General features: G+C 44.0%; 17 protein-coding genes and 1 tRNA gene. 12 read left to right on the forward strand and 6 right to left on the reverse strand.

Annotated features, from left to right (window positions below):
* Nucleotides 1–64 precede the first annotated feature (64 nt).
* Both ABD128_RS00690 and ABD128_RS00695 read left to right on the forward strand, forming a co-directional pair.
* A complete protein-coding gene (locus tag ABD128_RS00690) occupies nt 65–613 on the forward strand; it encodes a LemA family protein (RefSeq protein WP_343985207.1) in 549 nt (182 codons plus the stop codon).
* On the forward strand, nt 606–2396 hold the full coding sequence (locus ABD128_RS00695; RefSeq protein WP_343985209.1) for a DUF2207 domain-containing protein: 1791 nt from the start codon (nt 606–608) through the stop codon (nt 2394–2396). The genes ABD128_RS00690 and ABD128_RS00695 overlap by 8 nt, the downstream gene beginning before the upstream one ends.
* Nucleotides 2397–2471: 75 nt before the next feature.
* Here the strand turns inward: ABD128_RS00695 and ABD128_RS00700 are convergent, their stop codons facing one another.
* The 4 genes from ABD128_RS00700 to apbC form a co-directional block, all read right to left on the reverse strand.
* Nucleotides 2472–3059, reverse strand: a complete 588-nt coding sequence (locus tag ABD128_RS00700) for an outer membrane beta-barrel protein (protein ID WP_343985211.1) — start codon at nt 3057–3059, stop codon at nt 2472–2474.
* 446 nt (nt 3060–3505) lie between these two features.
* Complete coding sequence (locus ABD128_RS00705; protein WP_343985213.1) at nt 3506–3799, reverse strand: hypothetical protein; 294 nt, start codon at nt 3797–3799, stop codon at nt 3506–3508.
* 132 nt (nt 3800–3931) lie between these two features.
* Complete coding sequence (gene dcd, locus ABD128_RS00710; RefSeq protein WP_343985215.1) at nt 3932–4498, reverse strand: dCTP deaminase; 567 nt, start codon at nt 4496–4498, stop codon at nt 3932–3934.
* A gap of 62 nt (nt 4499–4560) precedes the next feature.
* The gene (gene apbC / locus ABD128_RS00715) at nt 4561–5649 is read right to left on the reverse strand and encodes an iron-sulfur cluster carrier protein ApbC (protein WP_343985217.1); all 1089 of its coding nucleotides are present in this window, start codon (nt 5647–5649) and stop codon (nt 4561–4563) included.
* Between the two features lie 184 nt (nt 5650–5833).
* Here apbC and metG point away from each other — a divergent pair, with 184 nt between their 5' ends.
* Both metG and ABD128_RS00725 read left to right on the forward strand, forming a co-directional pair.
* Entirely contained in the window at nt 5834–7891 is a 2058-nt protein-coding gene (gene metG / locus ABD128_RS00720; protein ID WP_343985219.1) for a methionine--tRNA ligase, read from the forward strand.
* Between the two features lie 105 nt (nt 7892–7996).
* Nucleotides 7997–8509: a hypothetical protein gene (locus tag ABD128_RS00725; RefSeq protein ID WP_343985221.1), complete on the forward strand. Its 513-nt coding sequence runs from the start codon at nt 7997–7999 to the stop codon at nt 8507–8509.
* Nucleotides 8510–8596: 87 nt separating this feature from the next.
* On the opposite strand, the gene ggt is transcribed toward ABD128_RS00725, so the two are convergent.
* Nucleotides 8597–10321, reverse strand: coding sequence for a gamma-glutamyltransferase (ggt, locus tag ABD128_RS00730; RefSeq protein WP_343985223.1), 1725 nt, complete (start codon nt 10319–10321; stop codon nt 8597–8599).
* A gap of 210 nt (nt 10322–10531) precedes the next feature.
* Between ggt and rsxA the strand changes: the two genes are divergently transcribed.
* The 8 genes from rsxA to ABD128_RS00770 all read left to right on the forward strand — a co-directional run bounded on the left by rsxA (nt 10532) and on the right by ABD128_RS00770 (nt 18689).
* Nucleotides 10532–11113, forward strand: a complete 582-nt coding sequence (rsxA, locus tag ABD128_RS00735) for an electron transport complex subunit RsxA (protein ID WP_343985225.1) — start codon at nt 10532–10534, stop codon at nt 11111–11113.
* A gap of 9 nt (nt 11114–11122) precedes the next feature.
* Nucleotides 11123–11689 carry an electron transport complex subunit RsxB gene (gene rsxB / locus ABD128_RS00740; RefSeq protein ID WP_343985227.1) on the forward strand — a complete coding sequence of 189 codons (567 nt, stop codon included), beginning with the start codon at nt 11123–11125 and terminating at the stop codon, nt 11687–11689.
* Nucleotides 11689–13284 (forward strand): electron transport complex subunit RsxC, encoded by a 1596-nt coding sequence (gene rsxC / locus ABD128_RS00745; RefSeq protein ID WP_343985229.1) that lies wholly within the window; start codon nt 11689–11691, stop codon nt 13282–13284. Before rsxB ends, rsxC begins: the two co-directional genes overlap by 1 nt.
* Before the next feature lie 9 nt (nt 13285–13293).
* A complete protein-coding gene (gene rsxD / locus ABD128_RS00750) occupies nt 13294–14409 on the forward strand; it encodes an electron transport complex subunit RsxD (protein WP_343985231.1) in 1116 nt (371 codons plus the stop codon).
* Entirely contained in the window at nt 14409–15059 is a 651-nt protein-coding gene (gene rsxG, locus ABD128_RS00755; RefSeq protein WP_343985233.1) for an electron transport complex subunit RsxG, read from the forward strand. The genes rsxD and rsxG overlap by 1 nt, the downstream gene beginning before the upstream one ends.
* A 165-nt stretch (nt 15060–15224) precedes the next feature.
* The gene (locus tag ABD128_RS00760) at nt 15225–15926 is read left to right on the forward strand and encodes an electron transport complex subunit E (protein WP_343985235.1); all 702 of its coding nucleotides are present in this window, start codon (nt 15225–15227) and stop codon (nt 15924–15926) included.
* Nucleotides 15919–16554, forward strand: a complete 636-nt coding sequence (nth, locus tag ABD128_RS00765; protein ID WP_343985237.1) for an endonuclease III — start codon at nt 15919–15921, stop codon at nt 16552–16554. Before ABD128_RS00760 ends, nth begins: the two co-directional genes overlap by 8 nt.
* A gap of 263 nt (nt 16555–16817) precedes the next feature.
* Nucleotides 16818–18689 (forward strand): M6 family metalloprotease domain-containing protein, encoded by a 1872-nt coding sequence (locus ABD128_RS00770; RefSeq protein ID WP_343985239.1) that lies wholly within the window; start codon nt 16818–16820, stop codon nt 18687–18689.
* 461 nt (nt 18690–19150) lie between these two features.
* On the opposite strand, the gene ABD128_RS00775 is transcribed toward ABD128_RS00770, so the two are convergent.
* Nucleotides 19151–19227 (reverse strand) — tRNA-Val (locus ABD128_RS00775).
* Nucleotides 19228–19313: the final 86 nt, after the last annotated feature.

Genomic DNA, 19313 nt, shown 5'->3' on the forward strand with positions numbered 1-19313 from the left:
AACAAGATTGAAATCAGCCCTATATCGCCCTATGATAATTTCAAATAATTAGGGATATATAATAGTGGTCATTACCTTTAGCATCATCGCAGCAATCTTACTGTGGGGTTTATTCACATATAACAAAATTATCGGTCTCAAAAACCAAGTTAGTTCGGCTTGGAGTGATGTAGATGTGCAGTTAACCCGCCGTCACGATCTCATACCACAACTGGTAAAAACTGTAAAAGCTTATAGAGACTACGAAAAGGAAACCCTAGAGTTAACAACTCTCCTCCGTAGCGCAGAAGCCAATATCTCGCCTTCTTCTCAGGAGTCGATTGAAAAACAAATCAACCAAAAACTGGGTAAGCTACTGCTTTTACAAGAAAGGTACCCAGAGCTAAAAGCCAACCAGTCTTTTCTTAAATTAATGCAGGCACTCGCTGAAACTGAAGACAAACTTCAATATGCACGTCGATATTACAATGGCAGCGTCAAGGTTTATAACATTAAGATCCAGCAGTTCCCCGATAGCCTCGTTGCAACAATATTCAAATTTCAAGAAGCCGACTTCTTTAAAGTGGTGTCACCCAATATTCGATCAGCGATTAAGGTTAACACCAATGCTTAAACAGATAATCTTGGCGCTAGTAGCCTGCTCAGCACTCATTACATTACCAGCGCAATCGGCTGAAGAAATTCTAAGCTACCATAGCGATATTGATATCCATAAAGACTCGAGCCTAACCATCACAGAAACCATAACCGTTAAAGCAGAAGGTCAGAACATAAAAAGAGGAATCTATCGTGAGTTCCCGACGAATTACCGTGACAGGTTTGGAAATAATTATGAGGTGGATTTCGATATTGAGTCAGTCACCCAAGACGGAGAGCCTGTTGACTGGATGACCAAGGATTTGCGTAATGGCGTCAGGCTCTATATCGGCGACTCTGATCAATACCTCAAGCCAGGTGTTTACGAATACAGCATACGCTATAAGACCAACAATCAGCTCGGCTTCTATGAGGATGTTGACGAACTCTATTGGAATGTCACCGGAAACGACTGGAAGTTCACCATTATAGACGCTTCCGCAACTGTGAATTTCCCTGAGACAATCCCTCAGAATGAAGTTAAGTATCAAGCATTTACAGGCTATTACGGCAGCAGGAGCAGCCATGTTGCGCTCAGCTCTTTGAGCGATAACAGTATTAGCTTGAAAACCACAAAAGTACTTTATCCGAGTCAAGGTTTTACCATTCAAATCGGTCTACCAAAGGGCTACATAGAGCCACCAACCAAGCTCGATAAGTTCATTACACTGCTTTCTCATAATAGACACTTACTGGTTTTTCTAATCGGCATTCTTATTACTTTCGCTTATTACTACTACTTTTGGTCAAAGTATGGGCGTGATCCAAAACCAGGAGTCATCATCCCGCTTTACGATCCGCCGACAAAAGAATCGCCAGCTGCCATGCGTTTTGTTTTGAACCATAGCTATGACTCAAAAACCTTTACCACAGCCCTGTTATCACTCGCTGTTAAAGGCTACCTGACGATTGAAGAAGTCAAAGATAACCACTATTTAATCAAGCGGCACAAAAAGAACCGTTATGTAAAGTTTGCTGCTGGTGAGTCTCGATTAGAGCAAACGCTCTTTAGAAATAGAGATACATTGAGTACACAATCAGACAATGATAAACCAGAGTTTAGAGCGGCTATGGTTGCCCATAAAAGCTCTTTAGAAGCAGACTATAAGTCAGAATACTTTAAAACAAACAGCCAATACATTACTTGGGGGGTTATCTTATCCGCAGTGACGATTTTACTCGGGATTAACCTTAAACACCCTTTTGCATCAATTGGCGTTTCGTTCTTTATTGCTGGTGCGATTCTTATGGTATTGAATATCGTGTTTGGCATACTCCTTAAAGCCCCTACCGCTTTGGGTAGGAAATTTATGGATAAAGCCGAAGGCCTAAAACAGTATTTAACCATTGCCGAAGGCGATGCACTTAGAAGTCGTTACCCTTTGACCAAAACCCCTGAAACTTTCGAGCGCTACCTACCCTACGCTTTCGCACTTGATATCGAAAAAACTTGGGGCGACATGTTTAATCATGTGCTTTCACCTCAATTGGCGAAAGACACGCCGCAAAGCACCATGACCAACATGATACCCGCTTGGTATCTTGCTTCCTCTAGCAGTAACGGACTCAGCTTCAGTGGTCTAACACAAAACTTAGGGGAAAGCTTCACCAGCAGCGTGTCTTCTGCAGCAACACCACCAGGCTCTAATTCGAGTAGTGGATTCTCTGGAGGCGGCGGTTTCTCTGGAGGCGGTGGTTTTTCTGGGGGTGGCGGCTTCTCCGGTGGCGGCGGAGGTGGCGGTGGTGGTGGCGGTTGGTAAACCCACCCACTGGCTACGATCGTTAAGTACAAAAAAAGCGGCAATTAAGCCGCTTTTTTGTTATCAATATACTAATTAGAAGTCGAAACGAGCTTCAAGTGCATAAATGTTGATATCGCTTTCAAACTTACCCGTTAAACCTAAAGAGAAGTTATCAGCTAGGTAATAGCGACCTTCTAAGTTTAAGAACGTAGTCGAGTCATCAAAATCCATGTGTTGAACAGATGCGCCCCACTCAAAGCTATCAGTTGCCATACCTCGGAAACCTAATACTAAGTTTGCAGCAGACTCATCATCCGATACTGTGACACCAGCAAATGTTGCTTCACTATCAGCTTTAGCGTAACCAAGTTCAGCGATAAAGTCCGTGTTGTTTGAAATCGGGTTGTGGAAACCAAAGTTTACTGTTGAGATATCCAAATCTGCGTCAACACCACCTTCGTTACCACTTAACATGGTTGTATCTAGAGCCATGTACCAGTTCTTGTTCAAGCTGAATGATACACCAGCGCCAAAACCGTCAAGATCTAAATCGCTACCACCATCACCATCAATCGTAGCGTCGTTCCAGCTTAAAGTAAGGTTGTCATACGACACATCACTCGCCGATACAGAACCAACTAATGATGCAGCCACTAAACCAGCAATAATTCTTAATTTCATTCTTATCTCCATTTGTTTAAATTTTTAATAACTGAGTGATTGTTATTATGCAGATCTAAGATGAACAAGAACTGAATTTCACTCTAGTGAAACTACATCAGTACTAAAGCCAGAATTAAGCCTAAAACTAGAAATACAGCGACAATTAAGACAAAGGCTAAAACAAGGTTCCCCAAAGTAACCCAAGAGGAGAACCCTTGAACTTGAGCAATCCCTTTAATGAGTATGACAAGAGCCCAAATTGCAAGTGTTAGCTCAAGTAGCATAAACCCCATAAATGAATAATACATCGGATAACTAGAGACAATCGAGCTCATTTCCGTAGTGAACAAATCTGGGCCGTAAATCAAAAGTTTAGGAATGAAGAGAACCAAAACCATGATGACTGGAACATTAGCCCAGGCAATCGCTGTCCTTAAGTGCTCGGTGCTCGCTTGCCCACCTAACTACTTACCAGTCAGTCCAATGAGCCACGCTCCAAGATACAGTCCAATCACTCCAAATATCGGCCCCAGAATCACGGCCAATATAAGTAACAGTGTTACATCGTAGGTATCTCCTAAGCTCTTATTACTATACTCTCCAATTAGATTAACAATCCCCGCCAAACAAGTAATCAATAAAACTTTGTGTTCAGGATCATGATCGACAATACGCTTTATGGTATCTCGTGGGCTTGTCCAGATTGAAACAAACGGGTTAGGAACCAACACTCCCTCGTTAGATTTAATAGCTTCCATAGCTCTTCCTTTTTATCTTGTGTGGTACGTTAAATATTATTTAATAACTTATAGTGTTTTATTAAAACAGGTTGTCGGGAAAGTGGCGGAAAAAGCCACCACTTATCACAAAGACTAAAAACTGTGCTGACCTTATGTTTTAGGCAATGTAACACCGCGCTGACCTTGGTATTTACCACCACGATCTTTATACGAGGTTTCGCAAACTTCATCTGATTCATAGAACAACATTTGCGCAACGCCTTCATTTGCATATATTTTTGCTGGTAATGGCGTTGTATTCGAAAACTCTAGGGTGACGTGCCCTTCCCACTCAGGCTCAAGTGGTGTTACGTTGACGATAATGCCGCAACGTGCATAAGTGGATTTACCTAAACAAACGGTTAACACACTGCGTGGGATTCTGAAGTATTCGACCGTACTCGCGAGCGCGAAAGAGTTTGGTGGGATAATACAAACGTCGCTTTGCACATCGACAAAACTTTTTTCATCAAAGTTTTTAGGATCAACAATACTAGAGTGAACGTTTGTGAAGATCTTAAAATGCTCCGAACAGCGAACGTCATAACCATAGCTTGATGTGCCGTAAGACACGATTTTTTGATCGTTGATATGTCGAACCTGACCAGGTTCAAACGGATCGATCATCCCCTCATTCTCCGCCATGCGGCGAATCCATTTATCTGATTTTATGCTCATAATGTATGTTCTCTATTTCTAATATTATCTTTTTAAACGCTTTGCAAAAAAATGCGCTTTCCCTACGTATTCTCAATCGAGATTGACGGAAAACTAGCCTTAAAATCTTTCGCTTCTAACGACAATTTGGCAGCCATTCGTTGCGCTATATCCAAGTATCGCTGTGTAATCTCCGACTCCGGCTCTTTAGCTACTGTCGGCTCACCAGCATCAGTCTGCTCACGAATATTAAGCGATAATGGCAAACTGCCGAGCAGCTCGACACCAATCTCTTTAGCCAGAATATCACCACCACCTTGCCCAAAAATATGCTCTTCGTGGCCACAGTTTGAACAGGTGTGCATCGCCATATTTTCCACAACGCCTAACACCGGCACAGATACTTTATTAAACATGGTTACCGCTTTTCTAGCATCCGCCAGAGCGATATCTTGTGGCGTCGTCACCACAACCGCTGCGGTAACAGGAATCTTCTGCGCCATGGTCAACTGAATATCACCAGTTCCTGGAGGTAAGTCAATGATCAGGTAGTCTAAATCTTTCCACTGCGTATCATTAATCAGCTGTTGTAAAGCACCGCTAGCCATCGGGCCGCGCCACACCATGGCTTGCTCAGGCTTAACTAAATAGCCTATCGACATAGATTGTAAACCATGGCTAGTAATTGGCAATATCGACTTCTTATCGATGGTTTCAGGATTCTTACCCTGCATCCCAAGCATAATCGGCATACTAGGACCGTAAATATCCGCATCCAAAATACCGACATTAGCGCCCAAAGCTCTTAGTGCTAACGCTAAATTTACCGATGTCGTCGATTTCCCGACACCACCTTTACCAGAAGCCACCGCGATGATGTTCTTAATATTCGGCATCGCTTTAACTTTCGCCGGGTGAACATGGGCGTCCACGCGCCAGCTGATATTTAGCTCAACTTTTAACGATGGCGCTTTACTGTTTAAGAATTCCGTCAGTTCTTTCTTCAATAGTTCTTGATATTGACCAAGAGGGAAGCCAAGTTTCAATGAAATAATGGCGACATCACCTTTTATTTCAATATTTTTCAATACCTTAGCATCGACTAAGTCTTGTTTAAGAAAGGGATCTCGGTATTCAGAAAGGTATTCGCGAATCTGTTCTTCAGTGACCATATAATTTAGAAATTAGAGGTTTCTAGGGGATGCCTCAAAGTCTAAGTCTTTTAGCGCATAAAACCAAGGGCTGATTGCCCTTGACCCAACTTAAAGCTTAATTAGTTAATGAAAAATTGGGCCAAAACCAGTAAGATTCACCGCTATAACTGAAATAAACCTCTCTAACCACGAAGTATTGTTCATGACTGCTGAAAATCAACAGACCCAACGCAAAATTTTAGTCACAAGTGCCCTGCCTTACGCCAACGGCGACATTCATATTGGCCACTTGTTAGAATACGTTCAGACCGATATTTGGGTTCGCTTCCAAAAGTCACGAGGTCATCAGTGTTTCTACGTATGCGCTGATGATACCCACGGTACGCCAGTGATGTTGCGTGCGCAAAAAGAAGGCAAAACACCTGAAGCCTTTATTCAAGAAAGCCAAGAAGCGCACGAAAAAGACTTCGCCGATGCTTTGATTGGTTTCGATAATTACTACACGACACACAGCCAAGAATCTAAAGAGCTGACCCAGAGCATTTACCTTAAGCTCAAAGAAAAAGGTCATATCAGCTCGAAAACTATTAACCAGCTATATGATCCAGAAAAGAACATGTTCCTGCCGGATCGTTTTGTTAAAGGCACTTGCCCAAAATGTAAGTCTGACGATCAGTACGGCGACAACTGCGATAACTGTGGCGCCACTTACACCACCACCGAGTTGATTAATCCTAAATCTGCAGTTTCGGGTGCGACGCCTATCACAAAGGAGTCTGAGCACTTCTTTTTTGACTTAAAAGGCTTCGAAGGCTTTTTGCGCGATTGGTTAAGTTCTGGAACCATAGAGGGCACACCTCACGTTCAACCTGAAGTTCAAAACAAAATGAACGAATGGCTGGATGATTTACGTCAATGGGACATTTCACGCGACGCGCCTTACTTTGGCTGGGAAATCCCAGGCGAAAAGGACAAATACTTCTACGTCTGGCTAGACGCGCCGATTGGCTACATGGCGAGCTTTAAGAATTTGTGCGACAAACGCGACGATATTAGCTTCGATGACTTCTGGGGCAAAGATAGCGACGCCGAGGTTTACCACTTTATCGGTAAAGACATTATTTACTTCCACACTCTATTCTGGCCATCAGTTTTAAATGGTGCTGGCTTCCGCACTCCTAGCGCTGTTTGGGCTCATGGTTTTGTCACAGTCAATGGCAATAAGATGTCAAAGTCTAAGGGCACCTTCATTAAAGCCAGAACCTATTTAGAGCACTTCCGCCCTGAATTCTTGCGTTATTATTATGCGGCCAAGCTATCAAGCCGTATCGATGATTTTGACTTGAATTTGGAAGACTTTGTACAGCGTGTAAACTCAGATCTAGTCGGCAAATTAGTTAATATTGCGAGCCGTTGCGCAGGCTTTATCACCAAGCAGTTCGATGGCAAGCTAAGCGATACAGTTATCAAGCCAGCATTGATGCAAGAGTTTACAGAAGCGTCTGAAGTACTTGCTCAACATTATGAAAACCGTGATTTTGGCCGTGCTGTTAAACACATTATGATGCTTGCCGACAAAGCTAACGCCTACATCGCTAGCGAAGAGCCTTGGAAGCTGGTTAAGAACGACGATACTAAAGAACGCGCACACCAAGTGTGTAGCCTTGGCATCAATATGTTTAAAGCCCTGACCACTTACTTAGCGCCAGTGTTACCAGAGCTTGCAGGTAAAGTTCAGGACTTCCTAAAGCTCGACAGTCTTAACTGGGCGAGTGCTCAAGAAGTGCTCACCGGCCACGAAATCAATAAGTTCAAACCCATGATGCAGCGCATCGACATGAAACAGGTTGAAGCCATGATTGAAGATTCTAAAGAAGACTTGCAAGAAGAAGCAAAGTTGGACGAACCTCAATTGGATGATCCAATTAAAGATGAAATTGAATTTGGAGATTTCGATAAAATTGATTTAAGAATTGCTAAAATTGCTAAAGCTGAACATGTTGAAGGCGCTGACAAGCTTCTAAAATTACAGCTAGACCTTGGCAAAGGCGTGACGAAACAAGTATTCGCCGGTATTAAATCTGCCTACAACCCAGAAGACCTAGAGGGTAAGATAACCGTTATGGTTGCTAACCTAGCGCCACGCAAAATGCGTTTTGGTATGTCGGAGGGCATGGTACTGGCAGCAGGTCCAGGCGGCAAAGACCTGTGGATCATGAATCCAGACGAAGGCGCTCAACCAGGTATGCGCGTAAAGTAAGCTCGCTAAAGCGTTAGCAGCCTAATGATTAAGATATTGATTTAATTAGCCTGCTAACGCACAATACCTAAACATATCAATAAGTTAGCAAGAAGATAAATAACCATGATTACTGATTCAACCGAACCCATGCAGCTTGAAGCTGACGCCGTTATTTCTACTTTCGAGAATTACGGAGCAGCTTGGGGGCTTTATATTGGCTTAACACTATTGCTGGCAGGTTTGGTCTGGTTTACCTTTAGGAAGCAACACTTCCTACTGAAATGGTTTTTATCTTCTGTAGTACTTGCTGGCGCTTTATGCTTCGGTCATCCTGCTGAAAATATCGATACCTACTCCCCCCTTATCCTTAACACCATGGTCGAACTGTTCGATGGCAATAAAGAGCAATTCTTCAGCGACGTTAAGTTTATTGCCCTTGTCTGGGGAATTTTGTTTATCACTGGTGTCGCTATCTGGCTACTCATCCGCTTTTTACGAAAAGACAAAGCAGACACGAAAAAACCCCAGAACAAACAGAACAAGCCAGCAACAGAGGAAAAAGAAAAGCCCTCAAAGGTTAACAACAAACCTCGTGGTGCTACACCTGTCGAACCGACCATGGGTGATGATCTTTAAAAACGCTTAATACTGAGGAGCGTGTACGCAGTAATCTCTTGTATCAGACCACTCCTCTCTATTTCAAAACATCGAACGATAGCAACTTTAAAACCCCGCAGCCTCTGCGTTTGGTCTCCTTGGATCCGCTGAACCGTAAATATAGTCTTCAATTTGTATCGACTGAGTAGCACCAATAGTTCCGCTGCGTTTGACTTTGTAGCCCATGTTTTGTAAAAGCTCTACCGTATCTTGATTTAATTCTGGCTCGACAAATAAAACGTCTGGTAGCCATTGATGATGAAATCTTGGGCTGTGGGTGGCTGAAGCGATGTTCATATCATGATCAATGACGTTAACTAGAATTTGCAAAACAGCGGTAATGATTCTGCTTCCCCCTGGACTACCAGTTAATAACTTTAACTGCCCATCTTTAAACACCATAACTGGAGTCATCGAGCTTAGTGGACGCTTATAGGCTTCAATGGCATTGGCTTCACCACCAATCAAACCATAGCCGTTAGGCGCACCAGGCTTGGCTGAGAAGTCATCCATCTCATTATTGAGTAAAATGCCAGTGCCCTCCGCCACTAAACCGGAGCCAAATGAGTAATTCAGAGTATAAGTATTAGAGACTGCATTACCCCACTGATCGACCACAGAGATTTGCGTGGTTTCTGGGCTTTCTGGCGCAACTGGGGTGCCGGGCTGAATTTCAGTAGAAGGTGTGACGGTGTCTAAACGGATCCTTTTGGCAATTTTTGCGCCATACTCTTTACTGATCAGCCACTCCACTGGAGCATCATAAAAATCACTATCCCCTAAATGCTTACTTCGATCAGCATAGGCATACTTCATGGCCTCAGCCATCAGATGAATGGTTTTTGCAGTATTTGCTCCAAAATCAGCAAGCGGAAAATGTTCTAAAACATTGAGCATTTGAATAATATGTAAGCCACCCGAACTCGGTAGCGGCATCGCTACAATGTCATAACCACGGTAAGTTCCTTTAACAGCTTCACGCACTTTTGGCTGGTAATCCTTTAAATCCTGCATAGAAATTATGCCACCATGTCTTTCCATAGCAGCAATGATTTTTTTACCGACCTCACCGTGATAGAAAGCTTTAGCCCCATGAGCCTGAATCTGCTTGAGCGACCAAGCTAAGTCTTTTTGCACAAACAATTCGCCTAACTGATAGCTTGAGCCATCCTTTTTATAATATGCCTTCTTAGTTGCTTCAGACTGGCTTAGATGTGTGCGACGCTGCTCAAGCTTGCTCGCTAAGTCCCAGTTCATGACAAAGCCATCTTCGGCTAGACGAATTGCTGGCTCAACCAAGTCTTTCCAAGGCAGCTTGCCATATTTTTTATGCGCTAGTTCAAAACCAGCAACCGTTCCAGGTACACCTACGGACAAATAGCTAAAACGTGCTTTTTGTCGGTCGACATTCCCTTCTGAGTCCAAGTACATATCTTTGTGAGCTTTGGCGGGCGCTTTTTCACGGTAATCAATGGCAATAGTTTCACCCGACTCAGCATCGTGAACCAACATAAAGCCGCCGCCACCGATATTACCCGCTACAGGTAGCACCACCGATAAAGCAAAGCCGGTAGCGATTGTTGCATCGACCGCACTACCACCCTTTTTTAAAATATCTCTACCGACACGACTAGCCAAGTATTGTCTCGACACAACCATACCATTCTTGGCTACGGTTGGGTGATGACTGCTTTTGTAGTCAATAATGCTTGGCAAGCTGCTTTCTGCCACCGCTTGAGAGCTGGCGAAAACGAACATAGCACTGCTTAAACAAAGTAATAGCTTTTTCATAAAAATATCGTTGGCTTCAGTTTTGACCTTAGTCTAACGAGCGTACTGAAAAAATTCATCCCTAATATTCGTAATCCGAATATTCGACGTAACCCGCTTTAGATACGGTTGTTTATACCCCCGCTATCTAGCATAATATAGGGAAGTTTGAGACCTCTAAATTTTTAGTAAAATTCTTGCTAAAACAAGACTTTAAGGCGATCACTTTTCATGGGCGACTATTTACTGCTCTTTATTGGTACCGTTTTGGTAAACAATTTTGTGTTGGTTAAGTTTTTAGGACTTTGCCCATTCATGGGCGTGTCTGGAAAACTCGAAACCGCCATCGGTATGTCTGTCGCCACCACTTTTGTTCTGACCCTAGCTTCCGCTCTGAGTTATATCGTCAATACTTATATTTTGGCGCCAATGAATATGGAGTATTTGCAGACACTGTCCTTTATTCTGGTTATCGCCGTGATGGTGCAATTAACCGAAATGGTGATTCATAAAACCAGTCCTATTCTGTATCGCCTACTTGGAATATTTTTGCCTTTAATCACCACCAATTGTGCGGTTTTGGGCGTTGCCCTACTTAACGTCAACGAACAGCATAATTTCATACAGTCAGTTGTTTATGGCTTTGGTGCAGCAGTTGGCTTTTCTTTAGTTTTAGTTCTTTTCGCAGCCATGCGCGAGCGCTTAGCTGCGGCCGACGTGCCAGTTCCGTTTAAAGGCGCCTCTATTGCGATGATTACCGCTGGCCTAATGTCACTTGCCTTTATGGGCTTTTCTGGCTTGGTTAAGTTGTAAGGGGTTGGCGTGGACTTAATAACCGCAGTTATCATTCTCGCTGTACTTGGCCTTATATTTGGCGGGGTGCTCGGTTTCGCCTCGATTAAATTCAAAGTCGAAGGCGATCCAATTGTCGAGCAAATCGACGATATTTTACCGCAAACCCAGTGTGGTCAGTGTGGTTATCCTGGCTGTAAACCTTACGCAGAAGCAATCGCCAATGGCGATGAAATTAACAAGTGTCCTCCTGGTGGCGAAGCGGGCGTTAAAGCCTTGGCTGACTTGTTAGGTCGAGAAGTAATTCCGCTTGATGAAGAGCGCGGCGAAGAAAAACCACCAAGCGTAGCTTACATACGAGAAGACGAATGTATCGGCTGCACTAAATGCATTCAGGCTTGCCCTGTAGACGCGATTCTTGGCGCACCAAAATTAATGCACACGGTTATAATTGACGAATGCACTGGCTGTGATTTGTGCGTCGAACCTTGCCCGGTAGACTGCATCGATATGATTGAACTGCCGCAAACTATTTCTACTTGGAAGTGGCAACAACCCGAGCAAATGATCCCGATCAAACAAGTGGAGGCGAACTAATGGAACGTTCAAACTTCACGTCTGAAATACCAATTTTTGAGATTCCGGGTGGAATACATCCTGAAGAACACAAACTTCAATCCAATCAAGCAGAAATACGTCGCATACCTTTGGCTGATGAGCTCGTTATCAACTTAAAAGGCCAAGCAGGCAATCGTTCTTTACCCGTAGTTAATGTTGGCGACAAAGTTCTCAAGGGCCAAATGATCGCTGAGTGTGACGGTGTTTTTAGTGCCTATCAACACGCTCCAACATCCGGCGAAGTGATCGCTATTGAAGAGCGTACCATTGCTCACCCCTCTGGCCTCGACGATTTATGCATCGTGATAAAGCCAGACGGCGAAGACACATGGACAGAGTTATCGCCTGTTGAAAATTTAGAAGGTTTATCAGGTAAAGAGCTGTCTCGTGAAAAAATCCTAGCGCAAATATTCGAAAAAGGTATCGTCGGCCTTGGCGGAGCTTCCTTCCCAAGCCATATCAAGCTTAAGCAAAAAGACAATATTCATACGCTAATCATCAACGCAGCTGAGTGTGAGCCTTACGTCACTTGCGACGATAAGCTACTGCAGGAACACGCCGAGGAAGTCTTGAAAGGCGCAGAAATCATCAGCAAGCTTTACCATGATATTAAAATCATTGTCGGTATCGAAGATAACAAACCTAAAGCCATCGAAGCCTTAGATTTAGCTCGAAAAAACTTAGAGCTCGACAATATTAAGTTAGCCGTTGTGCCGACGAAGTACCCCAGCGGCGGTGAAAAACAACTGATTCAATTATTAACCGGCCAAGAAGTACCTCATGGAAAACTTCCTGTAGACCTCGGCTTGGTCATGCATAACGTTGGAACTTGCTTTGCGATATACCAAGCACTAGCCTTAGGAAAGCCCTTGGTCGAGCGCCTTGTAACATTAACCGGTGAAGCATGCCAACAACCTGGTAACTACTGGATACCCTTTGGCACTCCGATTCATCACTTAGTAAAAGCAACCGGCTCTACACAGCCAAAACGCTTAATCATGGGTGGCCCCATGATGGGTTATGAATTACCGAGCGACCAAGTGGGTATCGTCAAGGCGACTAATTGCATCATCATGTCGGCTGACGGTGAGCTCGGCATGGACCAAACTGCTTTGCCATGCATCCGCTGTGGCAAATGTATGGATGCTTGTCCTGCGTCATTACTGCCGCAACAGCTTTACTGGCACGCTCAAGCAGACGAATTCGATAAAGCGGAAGAGTATGACTTGTTCGACTGTATCGAGTGTGGAGCTTGTGCCTATGTTTGCCCGAGCCACATTCCGCTGGTGCAATATTATCGTTACGCCAAATCGACTATTCGTAATAACAGAATAGAAAAAATTAAAGCTGAAAAGGCTCGTGAGCGTCACGAGGCACGCCAAGAACGCTTAGAACGTGTAAAGCGTGAAAAAGCAGAGCGTCATCGCAAGGCTGCCGAAGCACGCAAAAAAGTCGCCGCCGAAGCAGGTAAAAAAGATGCCAAGAAAGCCGCAGTACAAGCTGCACTTGCTCGCGTTAAAGCTAAAAAAGAAGCACAAAAATCGACTGATGATAATCAAGAAGGGGAGCTATAAGAAAACGCTATGAGTATATTATCATCACCATTTGCTAAGAAGCCAAATTCAGTTACCCAGATGATGCTGTGGGTTGTCATCGCTACCCTGCCAGGCCTTTTCGCCTTACTGTATTTTTTCGGCTATGGCGTACTTATTAACTTAATAATAGCCTGCTCTGTCGCATTATTAACCGAAGCGTTTATCCTAAAGATACGCAAAAGACCAATCGCCCCCATTTTGTGGGATGGCAGTGCTTTCGTTACAGCTTGGCTCTTAGCTTTAGCCCTGCCGCCATTGTTACCCTGGTGGATGACGGTGTTAGGCACAAGTTTTGCCATCGTCTTCGCTAAGCACGTTTACGGTGGTCTTGGTAACAACATCTTTAACCCTGCTATGGTTGGGTATGTTTTATTACTGATCTCCTTCCCACTTGAGATGACGACGTGGTTACCGCCACAAGAGCTAGCAGCAAACCCTGTAGGATTTATTGAAACTATCGCTATTATTTTTACAGGTGCGGCATCCGACCCAACGACGGTGGATTCGTTAAAACAAGGGGTCGACGGCTTCACTATGGCGACGCCACTCGATCACGTTAAAACTGAACTAGCCCAAGGCTACCGCATCCCCGAGGCGGAATCTGCCGCTATTATTACGGGACTTTCTGGCGTCGGTTGGCAGTGGGTCAATCTAGGCTTTCTAGCGGGCGGTTTAGTGTTGTTATTTAAGCGTATCATCGGCTGGCAAATTCCGATCGCGGTTTTACTTGGCATGGGACTAGTATCGCTTCCGCTATTTTTTGCCAACAGCGATCACTACTTGTTCCCTATGTTCCATGGCTTCGCTGGCGCGACCATGCTCGGCGCTTTCTTTATCGCCACAGATCCTGTAACCGCTTCGACCACACCAAAAGGCCGTTGGATTTTTGGTCTTGGCATTGGGGTTATCACCGTTTTAATTCGCACCTTTGGCGGCTACCCTGATGCCATCGCTTTTGCAGTACTCCTTATGAATATGACGGTACCGATGATCGACTATTACACAAAGCCTAGAGTCTATGGCCATAAAGCAAATAAGGGTCATGGAACAAAAAAAGGTCATGACGAGAAAGTACACGTAATCAAAGCAAAAGGAGCCAACTAATGTTAGGTAAAGTCATTAGTAAAAACGCTTTGATTCTTGCTGCTTTTGCCGCTGTCTGCGTAGGGCTTATTGCCATCACTTATTATATTACTCGTGACACTATTGAAGGCGAAATGAAAGCTGCGCTCGCTCGCACTTTAGATCAGTTAGTCCCTGCCGATAAATATAATAATGACGTGCACCACGACTGCACACTAATCCCAGCCAACTCGAATCTCGATAATAAAAGCCCGCTGCAAGTCTATAGAATGTTTTATGATGACAAGCCAGTAGCACTGGTCATGGAAACGGTCGCTCCAAATGGTTACAGTGGCAAAATCAGTATGGTACTCGGTGTTTACTATGATGGTACCATTGCTGGGCTTAGGGTCACTGACCACAAAGAAACCCCTGGGCTTGGCGATAAAGTCGATGTGAATAAAAGTGACTGGATTCTCGCCTTTGAAGGAAAGTCGCTCTCTAATCCGGCGATTGAGCAGTGGAGTGTCAAAAAAGACGGTGGCAACTTTGAAGCGTTTACGGGCGCAACCATCACACCGAGAGCCGTCGTCGGCCAAGTATCGAAAACCTTGCAGTATTTCGATAAACACAAAGACGAACTGTTTGGCGCACCTAAGAACTGTACAGCTAATGATGAGGACGACAAATGATGCTGAATCTTACAATCAACTCGTCATTACGAGGAGTGCGGAAGCAAGACGTGGTAATCTCACAAGGTAAGTTAAACACTCTATGCCGAAAAATGTCTTCATCAAACCTGTTTTATAAGAATGGTTGCTTCGCACTTAGAAAAAGTATTTGGGTAAGCTAGTATTATGACCGATATAGATAACAAAACGATTATTAAAAACGGTTTATGGGACAATAACCCAGCATTAGTGCAACTGCTAGGTCTGTGCCCTCTTCTTGCCGTTAGTAATACCTTCATCAACGGCTTAGGACTTGGTCTTGCGACATTATTGGTATTAGCTGGCTCAAATGCTTCAGTTTCACTGGTTAGAAACTACACTCCTAAGGATATCCGTATTCCTATCTTTGTCATGATGATCGCGAGTTTTGTGACAAACGTTGGCCTTTTGATGCACGCCTTCACCTACGATTTATACCTAACGCTTGGTATTTTTATCCCACTTATCGTAACCAACTGTGCCATTATTGGACGCGCTGAAGCGTTTGCTTCCAAAAATGCTTTCTTCCCATCCTTGCTCGATGGCTTGATGCAGGGTTTAGGCTTTACCGCGGTACTCTGTACGCTAGGGGCGTTACGCGAAATCGTGGGGCAAGGCACGCTTTTTTCAGGCGCGGAGCAATTGCTCGGTAGCTGGGCCAGTAGCCTCGAATTATCATTCTACATTACGGACGCTAAATTCCTTTTTGCCATATTACCACCAGGCGCTTTCGTCGCTTTAGGCGTGTTGATAGCCCTAAAGAACATTATCGATAGCAGAGCAGCCGAGAAAGCCAAACAGCGAACCAATAATCAAAACATTAGCGGAGACGTAGTCACTAATGAATAAAGCTAAGCGCCAAGAAATATTTCAACGTTTGCATGACCAAAACCCAAACCCAGAAACCGAATTAGAATATAACTCAACTTTCGAATTGCTGATCGCTGTAATCTTATCGGCGCAAGCAACAGACGTTGGCGTTAATAAAGCGACGCGTAAACTATTCCCTGTGGCGAACACGCCAGAAGCAATTTACGCGCTTGGAGAAGAAGGCTTAAAGGAATACATCAAAACCATTGGGCTTTTTAATAGTAAAGCCAAGAACGTCATCTCCTGCTGCAAAGACCTCATTGAAAAGCATAACTCGATCGTCCCAGATAATCGTGAGGATTTAGTGGCTTTAGCGGGCGTCGGCCGAAAAACCGCGAACGTAGTGCTGAATACTGCATTTCGCCAGCCTGCCATGGCTGTCGATACTCATATCTTCCGCGTTTCAAACCGCACCAAAGTTGCAACTGGAAAAACGGTGCGCCAAGTAGAGGATGCATTATTAAAGTTCGTACCTAAAGAGTTCTTATTAGACGCACACCACTGGCTTATTTTGCATGGTCGCTACACCTGTGTGGCTCGAAAGCCTCGCTGTGGCTCTTGTATTATCGAAGATTTGTGCGAGTTTAAGGAAAAAACATCAGACTAAAGCACCCCATATCAAAGCGATCAAAACTGTACAAATTGATACATAATGCCTCACAAACAAAAACGATTGATTAATTAATAATCAATCCGTGATCTTTCCGAATCGTCTGATATACTAAGGCGCTTAATGTGATAAATCTCACATAATTTGACCGGTATTAGTTACGTATAGCTTGCGTAAAAACAAAGATAAAGTGAATCAAAATTCGCTATAACACTGGTCAAATCGTACTGAATTCATATTCTAACGATAGGAATGACATAATGATTAGAAGCATGCTACTGGGGGTAGGCTTTCTGGCATGGAGCTTGGGAGCTATAGCAAGCAAACCCTATATCGAACATAAATATCAATATACACAGCCAAATGGCAACGTCGTTACCATTATTCTTAATGGCGATGATTACTTCGGTGAGCAACACAGTCTTACCGGCGAACTGGTCATGTATGACCCAGCCGTAGGTGGCATGGTCTACGCCGACACAAACGCCGATCGGACCCAGCTCATATCCACGGGCGAACTGGTAAAGTCGAATGACTTTAACCCATCCTCCGATCGCTATATTCGACGAAAAGGCCTAACACCACCCACAAAAGAAGAAGGATCAGGCGAAAATAAAGAAAACAAGATGGGTGAAGAAACACAACAGCAAAGCATCATCTTAAAAACTCGAGAGCAAGAACTACAAGAAAGAGCCGCACAAATCACAGGCTCAGTTAAAGGGTTAACCCTAATCATCCAATTTCCTGATGAACTAGGTACAATCACACAGACCCAAGTCGACAACTTCCTAAATGGCACCAATTATTCTGAGTTCGGTAATGCAACATCTGTCCGCGGATATTTCAGCGACATCTCTAACGGACAACTTGATTACACCAACACAGTCACTCAGTATTACACAGCACAACACAACAAAGCCTATTACACCGATGATAATTTTAACTCAACAGTTCGCTCAAGAGAGCTTATCACTGAGGCTTTAAACTGGTTAGAGAGCAGCCAAAACTTCGACTTCTCAATGCTTAGTACAGAAGCCAATGGCAAAATCATCGGCTTAAATATTCTCTATGCTGGTGGCATAGATAGTTCATGGGACAAAGGGTTGTGGCCACACATGGGTAAGCTCATCCCCTCTTTCTGTGCTGATGGCGTTTGCACCGACAAATACCAAATCAATAACATGGGCGAACAATTAGCACTAGGTCCATTTGTTCACGAAACAGCCCACCAGCTCTTCCACTGGCCTGATTTGTTCGACTACGACGGCTCGTCTTATGGCTCAGTTGCGGGTTTTGGCCTTATGGGACTCGGTATTGCCGAAGCTGAAACAAAGCTAAATCCAGTACAACCTAATGGTTATTTCCGTTATTTAGCTGGCTGGCTATCTCCGATCGAATTAAACACACAGTCAAACCCGGATGCAGTGAGCGGCACTCTTACTCATAATCCCAACGACAGTTTTATTTATCGCTGGTCGAACCCAAGCAATCCAGGCGAAGCTTTCTATTTAGAAAGCGTTCAACAGTCAGGACAAAACCAACAGATGCCTGGTTCTGGCTTAGCCATTTGGCATATAAATCCAGACGGAAATAACAATGATGAAACCCTACCCTTCGTTCAGCTTGAACACGCTGATGGAAATAGAGATCCAGAAAACAAAGTAAATACGGGTGATGCAGGAGACTTGTTTACATCTGGCTTATTTGACTTTAATGCCCCCAACACAAGCGCAACCAATGCACGCTGGGTAGATGGCACTGACTCCTCGCTAATAGTTAAAGATATTAGCATTAACGGAGATACAGCTAACTTCACGATAGGCAACGAAGAACAGCAAACTAACCAGTATCAGTACTCTGGCTATATCAGCCACCAAGACGTGAAAATAGAGCCAAATGGAAGCTGGTTTTACACCTACGGCGGTAACTTTACCTTCGAACTCGAAGGCTCAGCCTACACCGACTTCGACCTCTACTTACAGTATTGGAATGGCCAACAGTGGATTTATATCGCAGCCTCACAAAGCTACTCCTCCAGCGAAAGCATCCTATACAACCTCTCGGCCGGTTACTACCGACTTCTAGTCCACGCCTATCAAGGCTCTGGATACTACGAAGTAACCATCTACTAAACCAATACCTTAACCAAATAAAAAGCCTGCAACCGCAGGCTTTTTTTTATGAATATTGCAGATGTTTTTATCACCGCACCACCTCAAGAGTTTAAACACTTAATGGCATGTCATACTTCATTTAACTCAGCATCTTATCGAGACTAGATAACATATAAAGCAAACGCCCGATCAACAGCAAACGGCAGGAGATTACTTCGTCGTGCTCCGCACTCCACGTAATGGCGTGTACCTCTTAATTACTAACTAGAAAACTTCTAGCAACCTCGAACGACTATCAAAAGTCACATTATGGAGAACGCCCTTGAATGCCCCCTACTCGTCGTTGCGAGACTACGCAGTAGTCGAAGCAATCTCGCTCTTCATTACGCCAACGACAAGTTCTCGAACAACATAAGTACTTTGCTGCTCTATTTCCTGTAGACACAAAAAAAGCCGCACAAGTGCGACTTTTTTAAAACTGGTAGTCGCGAGTGGATTCGAACCACCGACCCCCACCATGTCAAGGTGGTGCTCTAACCAACTGAGCTACGCGACTATTTTGAGTTCGGGAATTCTACCACAAGCTTATTCACTTGCAAGTACTAATTTATATCATATTTAATGTTCCCTATTCTTTTTTAG

The sequence above is a fragment of the Kangiella japonica genome (assembly GCF_039523535.1).
In the GTDB taxonomy this organism is placed as follows: domain Bacteria; phylum Pseudomonadota; class Gammaproteobacteria; order Enterobacterales; family Kangiellaceae; genus Kangiella; species Kangiella japonica.

Bases quoted from the DNA above. Each gene is read 5' to 3' on its own strand.
- ABD128_RS00705 (WP_343985213.1), bottom strand. From the start codon at position 3,799: ATGGAAGCTATTAAATCTAACGAGGGAGTGTTGGTTCCTAACCCGTTT.
- metG (WP_343985219.1), top strand. From the start codon at position 5,834: ATGACTGCTGAAAATCAACAGACCCAACGCAAAATTTTAGTCACAAGT.
- ABD128_RS00695 (WP_343985209.1), top strand. From the start codon at position 606: ATGCTTAAACAGATAATCTTGGCGCTAGTAGCCTGCTCAGCACTCATT.
- ABD128_RS00700 (WP_343985211.1), bottom strand. From the start codon at position 3,059: ATGAAATTAAGAATTATTGCTGGTTTAGTGGCTGCATCATTAGTTGGT.
- rsxA (WP_343985225.1), top strand. From the start codon at position 10,532: ATGGGCGACTATTTACTGCTCTTTATTGGTACCGTTTTGGTAAACAAT.
- rsxC (WP_343985229.1), top strand. From the start codon at position 11,689: ATGGAACGTTCAAACTTCACGTCTGAAATACCAATTTTTGAGATTCCG.
- dcd (WP_343985215.1), bottom strand. From the start codon at position 4,498: ATGAGCATAAAATCAGATAAATGGATTCGCCGCATGGCGGAGAATGAG.
- rsxD (WP_343985231.1), top strand. From the start codon at position 13,294: ATGAGTATATTATCATCACCATTTGCTAAGAAGCCAAATTCAGTTACC.
- ABD128_RS00760 (WP_343985235.1), top strand. From the start codon at position 15,225: ATGACCGATATAGATAACAAAACGATTATTAAAAACGGTTTATGGGAC.
- rsxG (WP_343985233.1), top strand. From the start codon at position 14,409: ATGTTAGGTAAAGTCATTAGTAAAAACGCTTTGATTCTTGCTGCTTTT.
- apbC (WP_343985217.1), bottom strand. From the start codon at position 5,649: ATGGTCACTGAAGAACAGATTCGCGAATACCTTTCTGAATACCGAGAT.
- ggt (WP_343985223.1), bottom strand. From the start codon at position 10,321: ATGAAAAAGCTATTACTTTGTTTAAGCAGTGCTATGTTCGTTTTCGCC.
- ABD128_RS00770 (WP_343985239.1), top strand. From the start codon at position 16,818: ATGATTAGAAGCATGCTACTGGGGGTAGGCTTTCTGGCATGGAGCTTG.
- nth (WP_343985237.1), top strand. From the start codon at position 15,919: ATGAATAAAGCTAAGCGCCAAGAAATATTTCAACGTTTGCATGACCAA.
- ABD128_RS00725 (WP_343985221.1), top strand. From the start codon at position 7,997: ATGATTACTGATTCAACCGAACCCATGCAGCTTGAAGCTGACGCCGTT.